Source organism: Amycolatopsis sp. NPDC059027 (assembly GCF_042739735.1).
Lineage (GTDB): Bacteria > Actinomycetota > Actinomycetes > Mycobacteriales > Pseudonocardiaceae > Amycolatopsis.
Genome location: NZ_JBHYIK010000018.1, coordinates 25,606 through 40,422 on the forward strand (window position 1 = coordinate 25,606; position 14,817 = coordinate 40,422).

The following is a 14,817-nucleotide window of genomic DNA, read 5'->3' on the forward strand; positions in this document are numbered from 1 at the left end:
ATTCGGGCGCCAGCGCACCTCGCCACCACGCAGCCGCACGACAGACTGAGAGGGTCGGACCCCATGGCATTGCTCCGCAGTTACGTTTCCGGCGAGTGGCACACCGCCACGGACGACGGCGTACCGCTGCACGACGCGGCCACCGGCGAGGAGGTCGCCCGGATCTCCTCGGCCGGCGTCGACTTCGCGGCCGCGCTGGAGTACGGCCGCCGGGTCGGCGGTCCCGCGCTGCGCGAGCTGACGTTCCACCAGCGGGCCGCGCTGCTCAAGGCGCTCGCCTCGCATCTGCGTGAGCACCGTGAGGAGCTGTACGCGCTGTCGGCCAAGACCGGCGCGACGCTCGGTGACTCGAAGTTCGACATCGACGGCGGCTTCGGCACGCTGTTCGCCTACTCCAGCAAGGGCAAGCGCGAAATGCCCAACGCCACGGTGTACGTCGACGGCAACGTCGAGCAGCTGAGCCGGGGTGGCACCTTCGTCGCGCAGCACATCTGCACGCCGCTGCGCGGGGTCGCGATCCAGATCAACGCGTTCAACTTCCCGGTGTGGGGCCCGCTGGAGAAGCTCGCGCCCGCGTTCCTCGCCGGGGTGCCGAGCCTGATCAAGCCCGCCAGCCAGACCGCGTACCTGACCGCGCGCCTGGTCGAGCTGATCATCGAGTCCGGCATCCTGCCCGAGGGGTCGGTGCAGTTCGTCGCCGGGAGCGTCGGCGACCTGCTCGACCACGTGACCGCGCAGGACCTCGTCTCGTTCACCGGGTCCGCCTCCACCGCGCGGAAGCTGCGCGCACACCCGGCGATCGTCCGCAACGCCGTCCGGTTCACCGCCGAGGCCGACTCGCTGAACTGCTCGATCCTCGGTCCGGACGCGAAGCCGGGGACCACGGAGTTCGACCTCTACGTCAAGCAGCTCGTCACCGAGATGACGGTCAAGGCGGGGCAGAAGTGCACCGCGATCCGCCGCGCGTTCGTGCCCGCCGAACTGCTGGACGACGTCGCCGCCGCGGCGAGCGCGCGGTTGGCGAAGACCACCGTCGGGAACCCCGCGTCCGAAGGCGTCCGGATGGGCGCGCTCGCCAGTCTGGAGCAGCGCGAGGAGGTCCGTCGCTCGCTCAAGGCGCTGCTCGACGCGGGCAGCGTGGTCTTCGGTGACCCCGAGACGGTGGACGTGGTGGACGCCGACGCCCAGCGTGGCGCGTTCATCTCCCCGGTGCTGCTCAAGGCCGACCCGGAACGCTCGGAGCCACACGAGGTCGAGGCCTTCGGGCCGGTGTCGACGCTGTTGCCGTACACCTCCGTCGAGCAGGTCGTCGAGCTGGCCGCACGCGGTGGCGGCAGCCTGGCCGGGTCGATCGTGAGCGCGGACAAGGAATTCGTGCGCGACGTCGTGCTCGGCACCGCGCCCTACCACGGACGTCTGCTGGTGCTCGACGCCGAAGACGCCAAGGAGTCCACCGGCCACGGTTCGCCGATGCCGCAACTCGTGCACGGCGGCCCCGGCCGCGCGGGTGGTGGCGAGGAGATGGGTGGCGTCCGCGGCGTGCTGCACCACATGCAGCGCACCGCCGTCCAGGGCTCGCCCGCCGCGCTCAGCGCCGTCACCGGTCGCTGGGTCGCGGGCGCGCCGCGTGAGGAAGGCGTCCACCCGTTCCGGAAGTCCTTGGCGGAGCTGAAGATCGGCGACTCGGTGGTCGCCGGGCCGCGTCCGGTCACCCGCGCCGACATCGACCACTTCGCCGAGTTCACCGGGGACACCTTCTACGCGCACACCGACCCCGAGGCCGCCGCCGCGAACCCGCTGTTCGGCGGCATCGTCGCGCACGGCTATCTCATCGTCTCCTTCGCGGCGGGCCTGTTCGTCTCGCCGGAGCCGGGCCCGGTGCTGGCCAACTACGGCCTGGAGAACCTGCGGTTCCTCACGCCCGTCAAGGCCGGGGACGAGCTGACCGTGACGTTGACCGCGAAGCAGATCACCCCGCGCATCGACCAGGACTACGGCGAGGTCCGTTGGGACGCCGACGTCACCAACGCCGCGGGCGAGTCGGTCGCGAAGTATGACGTGCTGACCCTGGTCTCGAAGGAGCAGCCATGACCGCGACAGTCTCCGGACAAGCACCGTCCGAAAAGGACTTGGAGCAGCTTTTCGAGCACACCATCGAGCGCGACCAGCGCGTCGAGCCGCGTGACTGGGTGCCCGAGGGCTACCGCAAGACGATGATCCGGCAGATCGCGCAGCACGCGCATTCGGAGATCATCGGCATGCAGCCGGAGGGTAACTGGATCACCCGCGCGCCTTCCTTGCGGCGCAAGGCGATCCTGCTGGCGAAGGTGCAGGACGAGGCCGGCCACGGGCTGTACCTGTACTCGGCGGCGGCGACACTGGGCGCGGATCGCGCGGACCTGACGGACAAGCTGATCACCGGGCGGCAGAAGTACTCGTCGATCTTCAACTATCCGACGCTGACCTTCGCCGACGTCGGCGTGATCGGCTGGCTCGTCGACGGCGCGGCGATCTGCAACCAGGTCCCGTTGTGCCGCAGCTCGTACGGGCCGTACGCGCGGGCGATGATCCGCATCTGCAAGGAGGAGTCGTTCCATCAGCGGCAGGGCTACGAGCTGCTGATGACGATGATGCGTGGCACCGAGCAGCAGCGGGAGATGGTGCAGGAGGCGGTGAACCGCTGGTGGTGGCCGTCGCTGATGATGTTCGGCCCGCCCGACGCGGACTCGCCGAACACCGCGCAGTCCATGGCGTGGAAGATCAAGCGGCACACCAACGACGAGCTGCGCCAGCGTTTTGTCGACATGTCGGTGCCGCAGGCGGAGGCGCTGGGTGTCACCTTCCCCGACCCGGACCTGAAGTGGAACGCCGAACGCGAACACTACGACTTCGGCGCCGTCGACTGGGGCGAGTTCAAGAACGTGTTGAAAGGCAACGGTCCCTGCAACGCGCAGCGGATCGCGCACCGGCGTCGCGCGCACGAGGACGGCGAATGGGTGCGTGCGGCGGCCGTCGCCCACGCACGGAAGCAGGAGGCTCGGCGATGAAACACGACTGGCCGCTGTACGAGGTGTTCGTCCGCGGCAAGCGCGGGCTGAACCACGTGCACGTCGGCTCGCTGCACGCGGCCGACGACGAGATGGCGCTGCACCACGCCCGTGACCTCTACACCCGGCGCAACGAGGGCGTGTCGATCTGGGTCGTGCGCGCGGAGCACATCACCGCGTCGAGCCCGGACGAGAAGGACCCGTTCTTCGCGCCCAGCGGGGACAAGGTCTACCGGCATCCGACGTTCTACGACATTCCCGAGAACGTCCCCCACATCTGAGGGATGAGTTGCTGTGTCTTTCGATAACGTCTACGAGGCGATCACCGAAGAGAACGACGCGCGGTGGGCCTTCGGTACTGGGTTCGACGATCCGCTGTCCGGAGTGGACACCACGGTTCCGTCCGGTGTGGACGGTGCGGCGCTGGCGGCGTACTGCCTGATGCTCGGCGACGACGCGCTGATCTTCTCGCACCGGCTGCAGGAGTGGTGCACGAACGCGCCCGAGCTGGAGGACGAGGTCGCGATCGCGAACATCGCGCTCGATCTGCTCGGTCAGGCGCGGCTCCTGCTCGCCCGCGCGGGCAAGGCCGACGGCTCCGGCCGCGGTGAGGACGCGCTGGCGTTTCTTCGAGCCGAGAACGAGTTCCGCAACGTTCGCCTCGCCGAACTCGGCGGCGGCCACTTCGGGCACCTGATCGCGCGGCTGTTCGTGTTCGCCACCTGGCGGCTGGCCCTGTTCCAGCGACTTGAGTCTGATGCCGCCTCCGCGGGAGGAAGTACGTCGGCGGAGTCCAGTGTGGACCCGGTGCTCGCGGCCATCGCGGCCAAGGGCGTCAAGGAACTCACCTATCACCGCGAGTACGCCGCCGGCTGGCTGGTCCGCCTCGGCGACGGCACCGAGCTGTCGCACGAGCGCATGCGGGAAGGGCTCGACGAGGTCTGGCCGTACGTCGGCGAACTGTTCGAGACACACCCCGTCGAACTGGTCGACGCCGCGACGGTGCGTCCGGAGTTCGACGCCGTTCTCGACCAAGCGCTGATCGCCGCGACGCTGTCTCGTCCCGAGGTGGGTCCGCTCGCGGGCGTGTCCGGCCGGATGGGCCGGGACGGCGTGCATACCGAGCAGCTGGGATTCCTGCTGGCCGAGTTGCAGAGCGTGGCCAGGGCGACGCCGGGTGCGACATGGTGAGCGCTCTCGCCGTGGCTTCCACGGTCACCGATCCCGAGCTGCCGATGCTGACACTCGCGGATCTCGGCGTCCTGCGCGACGTGTCCGAAGTGGACGGTCGAGTTACGGTCGCGATCACCCCGACCTACACCGGCTGCCCGGCCATGGACACCATGCGGGACGATCTGGAGCACGCGCTGCGGGACGCGGGGTACGCCGAGATCGAGATCCGGACCGTGCTGGACCCGGCGTGGTCGAGCGACTGGATCACCGAGTCCGGCAGGCGGAAGCTGGCCGACGCCGGGATCGCCCCGCCGGGCGCGGCGCCGCGGCGCCCATCCGGGCCGATCCCGCTCACCCTGGGCGCGCCGGTGTCGCGGGTCGTGTGCCCGCACTGCGGTTCGGCCGACACCGAGGAGCAGTCGCGGTTCAGCGCCACCGCGTGCAAGGCGCTGCGCCGCTGCCGGTCCTGCCTCGAACCGTTCGAACACGTCAAGGAGATCTGAGTGACTGCCACGGTTTCCCGGCGCACCGCCTTCCACACCCTGCTCGTGGCGGGTGTCGAGCGGCTGTGCGCCGACGCGGTCGCCGTCACCTTCGACGTCCCTCCGGAGCTGGCGGCGGAGTTCGACTTCCGGCCCGGTCAGTCGCTCACGCTGCGGCGGACGGTGGACGGCCGCGACGAGCGGCGCTCGTACTCGATCTGTGCCGCGGCGGGGGAGCGGCCGCGAGTGGGCGTGCGCGAGGTGCCGGGCGGGCTCTTCTCGAGCTGGCTGGTGCACGACGTCCGGCCGGGCGACGAGATCGAGGTCGCCGCGCCGGCCGGATCGTTCACGCCCGACCTCGCGGCCGGGGGACACCACGTGCTGATCGCCGCCGGCTCCGGGATCACCCCGGTACTCTCGATCGTGGCTTCGCTGCTGGGCGGCTCGCCGGACGCGACGGTGACGGTGCTGTACGGCAACCGCCGCACCGACACCGTCATGTTCGCCGACGAACTCGCCGATCTGAAGGACCGCTGGCCGTCCCGGCTGGAACTCGTGCACGTCCTGTCCCGGGAACCGCGCGAGGCCGAGTTGTTCACCGGACGGCTGGACGCGGAGAAGCTGTCGGCCCTGTTCTCCGCGCTGCTGCCGGTTTCCGACGTCGCACACTGGTGGCTGTGCGGCCCGTTCGGCATGGTGACCGGTGCCCAGGAACTCCTGGCGTCACTGGGCGTCCCCGGCGACCGCGTACACCAGGAACTGTTCTATGTGGACGATCTTCCGCCGGAGCCGGTGCGGCACCCGGAGCCAGGCGTCGAAGGTGCCGCCAGTGACGTCACCCTGATCCTGGACGGCCGCTCCACCTCCATGAGCCTCTCGCGCGAGACCTCGGTGCTGGACGGCGCGCAACGCTTCCGGCCGGATCTGCCCTTCGCCTGCAAGGGCGGCGTGTGCGGCACCTGCCGCGCCAAGGTGACTTCGGGAAAGGTGGACATGCGGCGAAACTTCGCCCTCGAAAAGTCCGAAGTGGACGCCGGGTTCGTGCTCACCTGCCAGTCGCTCCCGGTCTCGGAGACCGTCACTGTCGATTTCGACGCCTGAGTTCCGAGCCCAGCTCGGCGGCTGCGGGGTGGCCGCTCAGCAAGCGATCCTGACGTCGGTGCCGTCCGCGGAGACTCCATGACCAGTGCTCGGCGGTCGCTCAGCCGACAATCCGGCGGGAGGAGAGGTCGATGACCGTGGCTGGGTAAAGCCATCCTTCCCAGGCAGATCGAGCTGATGTCGCCGCACCAGCCTTGGTTGATGGTTGTGGTGGCACACGCGAAGTCGCGTCCGAAGAGGCCACGGATGGGAGCGGCTGCGGGGACGGTGGTGGTGCGCCATCGTCTGGGCGTGCGGCCGTGCAGGCCCTGGGGTGCACGAGCCGGGCGATCCGATGTGTCCGTGGGGTGACCGGTTGCGGCCAGTTCCGCGTGGGTTCCACCGTCGATCTGGGTCCGCTTGCTCCAGTTGTGCACCGCCGAGTCGGTGAACTCGAACCAACTACGGCCTGCGGTCTCGATCGCTCGCTACGCAGGCACATACCGGCGATCTCAGCCTTGAACTCGGCGCATTCTGGTCAGAGACGTCCGTCAAAGACGGGCCAAGCCCACGGTCATTCGGTTACCCATGCAGGACTCACCGATGCTCCGAGACTCAAGTGGTCGATGTCGGCGCAAGCCGGAGAAAACTTAGAAGTGGCCTAGGTTCGTAGGTGGATGGTGTTGCGTCGGGGTGTGCGGGTGGCGTCAAGCCAGGCGGGCGGTATGAATTCCGGGAGTCCGTCGGTGGTGATGCGGACTTCCCATTCGGAATGGTGGATGAGCTTGTGGTGGACGGAACATACGAGCACGAGATTGTCCACTTTGGTCTCACCATGGTGTGCCCAATACACCACATGATGCGCCGTACAACGGTAAGCGGGCGCATCGCAGCCCGGGAAGGCGCAGCCTCCGTCGCGTCGGATGAGTGCGCGTCGGATGGCGGGGGTGGCCAGCCGTTGCGCCCGGCCCACGTCGAGGGGTTCGCTGTGCGAGCCCAGCACCATCGGAATGATCTTGGCGTCACAGGCCAGCCGCCGCGCCTCGGCAGCGGTGATCTCCCCGAGCAGATCGAGAGTGGCCTGACCGATCCCGGACCGCAGCTCTTCCAAGCTGACTGTCACGACAATGTGCGTGGCTTCCCCGGCCTGCGTCGGCAGATCGGGATGTTCGGCCCACATCCGCACCAGTTCCGAGAACGCGCACCCGCGCCGCTCCCACTGGGTTCGGGTGTCGCGGCCCTCTTCCTCATTGGCCGGGCGAGGCTTCGCGAGCGGATCCAGCATCGCTTGTAAGCGCGCGGAAGTCTCATCGTCGACGCGTGCCTTGATCTGGTGCCCGCCATCACGGTGCGGGGCGATGGAGAACTCGGGCTGGAAGGGTTTCGGTTCCCGGGTTTTGGGCTCTTTCCCGTCGGGGTCGAGCTGGGCGAGCAGTCGTCGTCCGGCGGCGCGGATTTCTCGGGGTCCGGCGGCGCGGGCCAGCTCGGCGAGAATTTTCTCCGCTTGCTCCCGATCCTCCAACGACACGGTCTGGGGAAGCTTGTCCAGCACCCGCAGGATCTCGTCGATCTGCGCGGCCCCGACCGCGCCCTCGGCAGCGGCCTGCGCGGTCGCGGGCGCAGTAGGCGGCTGCTCGCCGGAAGTCAGGTCGCGGGTGCCGTTGAGCGCCAGTGCCCGCGCCGCCCGTGCTTTCGCCTCGGCGTAGGGAATGTTCAACGTCTCCTGCAACAACCGCACGAGACTCCCGTATCCGGTGGTGTCGCGTATGCCGCGGCGTTCGAGTTCGGCCATGACCTCGCCCTGGACAGCGGCTTCGCGGCGCTGCACACACTCGGACTCCAGGAGCCTGTCCAGCAGGCAGCCGACATCCTCGCGCCACCACTCGGTGCGCGTCGCGGAGGTGTTGCTGTCGACTGACATACCTCCACGATACGTTGCCCGATCGAACATGCGTGCTATCGATCGGGTGAACCTGAAGCACGCACTTTTCCTTGCTGTACAAGGAATGTGGTGAAAATTCGATGCGGGACTCCTCATTGGGAGGAGTTTGGGGGCAGGCGATATGAGGTTGCCTTACCGCCTGACGTATCGAATCCGATGCTGCGCAAGGCAGGACTTCTCGGAGCCCATGCGGCGGTGGCAAGGGAGGTTCAGCCCAGGGCGGAATCGGTGGCGGTACAGGTCGAAACCGTGCTCCGCTGGAATGATGCGAGCGGCCTACGACGAGATCGCGGACTGGTACGAAGAGGAATTCCTGAGGGCCGGGCGAGGAAAGGGAGACGATCCGCTCGGCATCGACGCCGCGCTGCGTGACCTCCTCGGGCGGGGCGGCGGACTTTGCCTGGAGATCGGCTGCGGTACCGGCGTCCACGCGGCCAGCGTGCGTGACCTCGGGAGGACTCCCGTGGGGATCGACCTTTCCGGCAGGATGCTGCGTCATGCGCGAAACAGGCTGCCCGTCGCCAAGGCCGACGCCGAACGGCTACCCCTGAAGGACAACAGCGTGCCCGCGGTCATCGCGATGATGGTCCACACCGACATGCCCGGCTATCCCGCGGTGCTGCGCGAGGTGGCCAGGGTGCTGCGGCCGGGCGGGGTGTTCGTGCACGTGGGTGTCCATCCCTGTTTCTGTGGTGGGTTCGCCGATCGCGGCGACCTGGACGCCGTGGTCCTTCGTCCCGGATACCTTGACGGCCATTGGACCAAGGAGTCGTGGACGGATCGGGGAATCCGGGACAAGGTCGGCGCCACGCATCGTCCGCTGCCCGAGCTGCTGCACGCGTTCCTCGCCGCCGGGCTGACGCTCGAACGGTTCGCCGAGGGCGGTACTCCGACCCCGGCGGTGCTGGCGATGAAGGCGTGCAAGGGACGTTAGCGCGGACTGGACGTGGCCTCCCATCTACTCCTTTGTGGACAGACGGGACGTCACTGAGCCGGGCGGATGTTCGCGTTGCGGTGGAACACGTTCTCAGGGTCGTACTCGGCCTTGATCCGGGACAACCGCTCGTACTTCTCCGCACCGTAGGACGCCCGCACCCGGTCGTGGTCCTGTTCGTTCATGAAGTTCACATAGCCCGCGGAGTTGCTCGCGTGTGGCGCCAGCGCCGCCCAGAACGTCCGGGCCCACTCCCGTTCGGCGGCGTGCACGGCGGGATCGGTCGCGAGACCGGCCATGTTGACCACGTAGCCTCCGCGCCTGCTGCCGCCGAACGCGGTCGCCTCCTCCGGAACCGTGGTGTAGGCGCCCTGCATCGGGAGGATCGGCATGATCGACATCGGCGAGGTCCGGCGCGGCAGGTGTTCGGTGATCACGGCGATGACGTCCTCGGAGAGATCGTCCACATAGGCGCCCTTTTCGTAGGCCAGGATCCCCCACGGCGCGGCGCCGTCGATGAGCTTCTGGAGTTCGACGTACGGCATCTCCGTGACCATCTCGAACAACGGCGTCAGGCCTTCCCGGACGTTGTCGGCGATCGACGCGTGCGCGTCCTCGCCGCCGAAGCCGGCGACGATCAGCGCGTAACCCGGCGCGAAGTGGTACTCGTCCGGGACGAACGGCGCCGGGGGCGCGTTGAGACCGGCGATCAGCGCGCCCGAGTCCTCGCCGAGGCCGGAGACGATCCGCCGCGCGAGGCGGAGCGCGGGGACGCCGTCGGCGGCGCCCCAGAAGAACAGCCCGACCCGCACCAGCGGGCCGACCGGATGCGCGCGGAACTCGAATTCGGTCACCACGCCGAAGTTCCCGCCGCCGCCCCGCAGCGCCCAGAACAGATCCGGATGCTCGTCGGCGGCGGCCCGCAGGATCCGGCCGTCCGCGGTCACCACCTGTGCCGAGCTCAGGTTGTCGCAGGACAGTCCGAACGCCCCGGTGAGCCAGCCCATGCCGCCGCCGAGGGTGAGGCCGCTGATGCCGGTGTGGCTCACCGTGCCGCCGGGGACGGCGAGGCCGTGCTGCTGGGTGGCCGCGTCCAGATCGGCCCAGGTGAGCCCGGCGCCACAGCGCACGACCCGGGTGTCCGGATCGACCGTGACCGATTTCAGCGGCGTCAGGTCGACCACGAGTCCGCGGTCGCACACCGCCATGCCGCCGAAGTTGTGCCCGCCGCCGCGCACCGCGACCTCGAGTCCCTGTTCGCGGGCGTACGCGAGCGCGGCGACGACGTCCTCCGGCCCCGCGCAGCGGGCGATCACCGCGGGGCGCCGGTCGATCTCCCCGTTCCAGACCGAGCGGGCCTGGTCGTAGTCCGGATCCCCCTCGGTGAGCACCGTTCCTCGCAGGGCACCGCGCAGGGCGTCCAGGTTTCGCTCGGCGATCGAAGTCATGACGGGTACTCCGCTCTCTCGGCGATCACCCGGCGACCGGCTGTCACCGAACTCCGGTGGCGGGCGTAGTCACCTACGTCGTCTGTCACCGGTGGGCGTTACGTTTCGCGGGCCCGGAGTTTTTCACGCCGCGGAGGGCGATTTTCAGCCTGGATAACGGAGAATCACGGGAGTCTCGGCAGCCGCCGTCGCCTGCCGCGTTTTCGTTGCTCCGCCGGGACTTCCGCGTCCTCCGAAGGCACGTCGTCCTGGGGTTCCTCCGCCGCCTCGTTCGGATCGGTGAGGCCGAGCATTTCGGCCGCGAGTTCCTGCGAGCTCGCGAACATCCCGGTGGGTTCCGTCTTCGCCCGCCGCAACGCCGAGGGGCGCAGCCGGTTGTAGCCCCGGACCGAGACCGGGCGCCGGGTGCGCACGTCGTACGCGGGCTCGTCCTCCAGTTCCGAGGCGAGCTGCTTGTCGATGAGGATCGTTCCCGGCCGGGCCACCGAGGTCAGCCGGGCCGCGAGGTTGACGACCGAGCCGTACACGTCGCCGTAGCGGCTCAGGATCCGGCCCGACGCCATGCCCGCGCGGACCCCGGGCAGATCGTCCGACTGCTCGGCCCGTTCGGTCAGCGCCAGCGCGATCTCGGCGGCGTCGGCCGCGGAGTCGGCGACGAAGAGCACCTCGTCGCCGATCATCTTCACGACGCGCCCGTGCTGTTCCGCGATGACCTCCGTGGTCAGCGACTCGAACGCGTCGAGCACGCGGCCCAGCTCGTCCTCGTCGATCTGCCGGGTCAGCCGCGTGTAGCCCACCATGTCGACGAACCCGACGACCTCGGTGCGTTCCTCCAGGTCCTCGTCCGTGGCCATCGCACGGCCCGCGTAGGCCGCGAGATGGCGGCGCCAGACGTAGTTCTGCACCTGTTCCAGCTCGGGCAGCAGCCGGTCGACCAGCCGCGCGATCTGCCGCTCGCTCCCGGCCATCTCCGGCTGTTCGGTGATCAGCGTCCACAGCATGTGCACCTGCCACTCGGCCAGCCGCGACAGATGCTGGCCGAGCGCGCGGGTCACCGCCACCTCGACGCTCTGGTCGATCAGCCCGGACTGGACGAGCTGGTCCGCCGTGCGGACGGCGTCGATGTCGGCGTCGGTGAAGACGACCTCGTCGTCGCCGACCGAGGCGAAGCCCAGCGCACGCCACAGCCGCAGTGAACGTTCCGGTGGCACACCGGCCTTCTCGGCGACCTCGGCCCGGGCGTACTTGCGTTTCCCGCCGAGGAGGATCCGCTCGAGCCGTTGCTGGAGCTCGGCCCCCGCGACGGGATCGCCGGATTCGGTCACGTGGTGTGGACGATCAGGACGTCCACCCCGGACTTGCGGGCCACCTCCGAGGGCACCGAGCCGAGGATGCGCCCGGCGAGGGTGTTGAGCCCGCGGTTCCCGACGACCAGCAGGTCGGCCGAGCGCTCCGACACGATCTTGCGCAGCGCCTCGACCGGCTCGCCCTTGACCGCGACGGTGTCGATGTCCTTCGCGCCCGCCTTCGCCGCGCGGTCCCTGGCCGACTGCAGCGTGTCCTCGGCCGGGGCCGAGCCGACGACCTGGTACGCCTCGTCGCCGAGGACGTCCTGCGCCTTCTCGACGTCCTGCTTGCTGGCCGGGAAGTAGGCGCACGTGATGACCAGCTTCGCGCCCGAGTCGCCGGCGACCGAAGCCGCCCTGTCGACCGCCGCGAACGACGAGTCCGAGCCGTCCGTCCCTACCACCACGGTCCGATATGCAGCCATGCGCCAACCTCCACCGAAGCTCGCCTCTTCCCGCGTGAGCAGCGACGACGCCCGGTCCAGTGGACCCGCGCGGGCCGTCGGCCGCTCTTGTCGGGAGGTAGGTTACTCGCCAGTCGGTTTCTGCGCTCCGGATGGCCGGGGTGAAGGCTGCGGCTTGGGCACGTTCGCGGTGCTGAGCTGGACCGTCTTCTCCGAATCGCCGCTCTGCGACGCCTTCACGGTCGGCTTGGCGGCCTTCGGCTGCGCCTTGACGGACGTGCCGGCGGCGGGCGCCATGAGCTCGGCGGGGATCTCCGGTTCGTCGCCGAGGACCGTGCTCGCCTCGGCCAGCACGGTGCGGGCCGCGCGAACCTGCTCGGCCAGCCCGGCGCGGACCGTCCGCAGCGATTCGACGCGCTCGTTGGCCTGGGAGATCCGCCGGTTCGACTCCTCGGTGGCGACGCGGACGCGTCGGCGTGCCTCGTCGGCTGCCTCGGCGAGCCGGGCGTTGGCCTCGGTGATCGAGTCCTGCTTGCGCTTGTTGGCGTCGGCCACCGACTCGCGCTGGCGGCGTTCGATGTCCGCCTTCGCGGCGGTCTCCTCTTCGAGCACCTTCGCGCGGATCGCGGCCGCGTCCTCGGTCGCCTCGCGGACGCGGCGTGCGGCCTCGGCCTTGCTCGCCGCCTCCTGCTCGGCCAGCGCGCGCATGGCCTCGGTGCGGCGCGTGGCCATCGCGATCTCGAAGTCCTCTTCGACCTGCGTGCGCCGCGCCTCGGACTCGGCGTCGAGCCGGTCGCGCTCGGCCTTGGCCTTGTCGGTGATGTCCTTCGCCTCGGCCCGCGCGTCCTCGAGGACCTTGCGGTGCTCGGCTTCCATCTCCTTGCGCCGCAGGTCGAGCTCGGTGAGCAGCTGTTCGTAGCGGGCACGCATGGCGCTCGCGTCGGTCTCGGCCTTGGCGCGGATGTGCCCGGCCTCGGCCTCGGCCCGCGCCTTGGTGTCGGCGGACTCGTCCTGCGCCAGCCGCAGCATCCGCTGCAGGCGCTCGGAAAGGCCCTCCACGCTCGTCGGCGGCTGTGCCAGCCGGTCGACCTGGCCGCGGAGGTCCGCGATCTCGCCGCGGGCGATCTCCAGCTGCCTGGCCAGATCGCCCGCCTGTGCGATGGCGGCGTCCCGATCCGCGGTGAGCATCTTCAGGTCGCCGTCCAGCCGCTCCAGGTGCTCGTCGACCTGTGCCCGGCTGTACCCGCGCTTCGCCACGTCGAAGCCGGCTCCCAGCGGCACCAGCTCCCGTTCCTCGCCAAGGCTCATCCTTCTACCGTAGTCGCAAGTGAGTCACGGACGGGTGAGCACCCGGTCCGCGCCGGGTGTCCTGCGGTGAGCGCACGCCCTGGTGCGACGCGTGGCGGCGTTCGAGGCGTGACAAAGCTCATCACGATGTCACGGCATGGCCCGGTGGGCGGCACGCCGGCGGCGGACGGCTACGCGCCGCGGAAGGCGTTGATGCCGTCCAGGTGCTTGGCGCGGAGTTCGGGATCCCGGACGCCGAGGCCCTCTTCGGGCGCCAGTGCGAGGACGCCGACCTTGCCCTGGTGCGCGTTGCGGTGCACGTCCAGCGCGGCCTGCCCGGTCTCTTCGAGCCGGTAGGTCTTGGACAGCGTCGGGTGGATGAGTCCCTTCGAGATCAGCCGGTTCGCCTCCCACGACTCGCGGTAGTTCGCGAAGTGGGAGCCGATGATCCGCTTGAGGTTCATCCACAGGTACCGGTTGTCGTACTGGTGCAGGTACCCCGACGTCGAGGCGCAGGTGACGATGGTGCCGCCCTTGCGCGCGGCGTAGACCGAGGCGCCGAAGGTCTCGCGGCCCGGGTGCTCGAACACGATGTCCGGGTCCTCGCCACCGGTCAGCTCGCGGATCTTCGCGCCGAAGCGCTGCCATTCCTTCGGGTCCTGCTCGTGCTCGTTCTTCCAGAACCGGTAGCCCTCGGCGCTGCGGTCGATGATCAGCTCGGCACCGAGCTTGCGGCAGATCGCGGCCTTCTCCGGGCTGGAGACCACGCACACCGGGATCGCGCCGCCGTTGAGCGCGTACTGCGTCGCGTACGAGCCGAGCCCGCCCGAGGCGCCCCAGATCAGCACGACGTCGCCCTGCTTCATGTCCGCGCCGTTGCGCGAGACGAGCTGCCGGTACGCGGTCGAGTTCACCAGCCCGGGGGAGGCGGCTTCCTCCCACGTCAGGTGCGCGGGCTTCGGCATCAGCTGGTTGGCCTTGACGAGCGCGATCTCGGCGAGACCGCCGAAGTTGGTCTCGAAGCCCCAGATCCGCTGCTCGGTGTCGAGCATCGTGTCGTTGTGCCCGTCCGGGCCTTCCAGTTCGACGTTGAGGCAGTGCGCGACGACCTCGTCGCCCGGCTTCCAGTTGTGCACGCCGGCGCCGGTGCGCAGCACGACGCCGGACAGGTCGGAGCCGACGACGTGGTACGGCAGGTCGTGGCGCTTGGCCAGCGGCGAGAGCTTGCCGTAGCGCTGCAGGAACTTGAACGTCGGGATCGGCTCGAAGATCGAGGTCCAGACGGTGTTGTAGTTGATCGCGCTGGCGAACACCGCGACCAGCGCCTCGCCGGGGCCGAGTTCGGGGACCGGGACCTCGTCGACGTGCAGCGACTTGCGCGGGTCCTTCTCCTTGCTGGGCAGTCCCTCGAACATGCCGACCTCGTCCGCGTGGACGGTCACCCCCCGATAGCTCTCGGGCATCGGCAGCGAACCCACCGCGGTGGTGTCGCCGGTGAGGATGGCCTGCTGGATTTCGCCGAGCTCAGTCATCGAACCTCCACGGGGCGGCGTTGGGCGCATCAAATTACTCGTCAGTAACTCGTGGGGGCAACTGTACGAGAGTAAGCGCACAGGCGCCCGGCGACCTCCGGCACAGCCTGCTCAGACGTCTTGACCGGCTGGCCAACCAAGA

General features: G+C 69.4%; 13 protein-coding genes. 7 read left to right on the plus strand and 6 right to left on the minus strand.

Translation table 11 applies throughout. The annotated features are described in order from the left end of the window. The first annotated feature begins 63 nt into the window (after positions 1 to 63). From paaZ to paaE, 6 genes are read left to right on the plus strand one after another with little or no spacing between them, the layout of a single operon-like run. Positions 64 to 2,091, plus strand: coding sequence for a phenylacetic acid degradation bifunctional protein PaaZ (paaZ, locus tag ACFWY9_RS14745; RefSeq protein WP_378330970.1), 2,028 nt, complete (start codon positions 64 to 66; stop codon positions 2,089 to 2,091). Then, positions 2,088 to 3,047: a 1,2-phenylacetyl-CoA epoxidase subunit PaaA gene (gene paaA, locus ACFWY9_RS14750; RefSeq protein ID WP_378330971.1), complete on the plus strand. Its 960-nt coding sequence runs from the start codon at positions 2,088 to 2,090 to the stop codon at positions 3,045 to 3,047. The genes paaZ and paaA overlap by 4 nt, the downstream gene beginning before the upstream one ends. Then, on the plus strand, positions 3,044 to 3,328 hold the full coding sequence (paaB, locus tag ACFWY9_RS14755) for a 1,2-phenylacetyl-CoA epoxidase subunit PaaB (RefSeq protein WP_378330972.1): 285 nt from the start codon (positions 3,044 to 3,046) through the stop codon (positions 3,326 to 3,328). The genes paaA and paaB overlap by 4 nt, the downstream gene beginning before the upstream one ends. Before the next feature lie 13 nt (positions 3,329 to 3,341). Beyond that, positions 3,342 to 4,238 carry a 1,2-phenylacetyl-CoA epoxidase subunit PaaC gene (gene paaC / locus ACFWY9_RS14760; protein WP_378330973.1) on the plus strand — a complete coding sequence of 299 codons (897 nt, stop codon included), beginning with the start codon at positions 3,342 to 3,344 and terminating at the stop codon, positions 4,236 to 4,238. Beyond that, positions 4,232 to 4,723, plus strand: a complete 492-nt coding sequence (paaD, locus tag ACFWY9_RS14765; RefSeq protein WP_378330974.1) for a 1,2-phenylacetyl-CoA epoxidase subunit PaaD — start codon at positions 4,232 to 4,234, stop codon at positions 4,721 to 4,723. Before paaC ends, paaD begins: the two co-directional genes overlap by 7 nt. Next, positions 4,724 to 5,803, plus strand: a complete 1,080-nt coding sequence (gene paaE, locus ACFWY9_RS14770; protein ID WP_378330975.1) for a 1,2-phenylacetyl-CoA epoxidase subunit PaaE — start codon at positions 4,724 to 4,726, stop codon at positions 5,801 to 5,803. Between the two features lie 640 nt (positions 5,804 to 6,443). On the opposite strand, the gene ACFWY9_RS14775 is transcribed toward paaE, so the two are convergent. Further along, positions 6,444 to 7,703, minus strand: coding sequence for a DUF222 domain-containing protein (locus ACFWY9_RS14775; RefSeq protein WP_378330976.1), 1,260 nt, complete (start codon positions 7,701 to 7,703; stop codon positions 6,444 to 6,446). Positions 7,704 to 7,989: 286 nt separating this feature from the next. Between ACFWY9_RS14775 and ACFWY9_RS14780 the strand changes: the two genes are divergently transcribed. Next, positions 7,990 to 8,658 (plus strand): class I SAM-dependent methyltransferase, encoded by a 669-nt coding sequence (locus tag ACFWY9_RS14780; RefSeq protein ID WP_378330977.1) that lies wholly within the window; start codon positions 7,990 to 7,992, stop codon positions 8,656 to 8,658. A 50-nt stretch (positions 8,659 to 8,708) separates the two neighbouring features. Here the strand turns inward: ACFWY9_RS14780 and ACFWY9_RS14785 are convergent, their stop codons facing one another. From ACFWY9_RS14785 to ccrA, 5 genes are all read right to left on the minus strand, one after another. After that, entirely contained in the window at positions 8,709 to 10,106 is a 1,398-nt protein-coding gene (locus tag ACFWY9_RS14785; RefSeq protein ID WP_378330978.1) for an FAD-binding oxidoreductase, read from the minus strand. 164 nt (positions 10,107 to 10,270) lie between these two features. Continuing rightward, positions 10,271 to 11,431, minus strand: a complete 1,161-nt coding sequence (locus tag ACFWY9_RS14790) for an adenylate/guanylate cyclase domain-containing protein (protein ID WP_378330979.1) — start codon at positions 11,429 to 11,431, stop codon at positions 10,271 to 10,273. Further along, positions 11,428 to 11,877 (minus strand): universal stress protein, encoded by a 450-nt coding sequence (locus tag ACFWY9_RS14795; protein ID WP_378330980.1) that lies wholly within the window; start codon positions 11,875 to 11,877, stop codon positions 11,428 to 11,430. Before ACFWY9_RS14795 ends, ACFWY9_RS14790 begins: the two co-directional genes overlap by 4 nt. 102 nt (positions 11,878 to 11,979) lie before the next feature. Beyond that, on the minus strand, positions 11,980 to 13,164 hold the full coding sequence (locus ACFWY9_RS14800) for a chromosome segregation protein (protein WP_378330981.1): 1,185 nt from the start codon (positions 13,162 to 13,164) through the stop codon (positions 11,980 to 11,982). Between the two features lie 170 nt (positions 13,165 to 13,334). Next, a complete protein-coding gene (gene ccrA, locus ACFWY9_RS14805) occupies positions 13,335 to 14,675 on the minus strand; it encodes a crotonyl-CoA carboxylase/reductase (protein WP_378330982.1) in 1,341 nt (446 codons plus the stop codon). Positions 14,676 to 14,817: the final 142 nt, after the last annotated feature.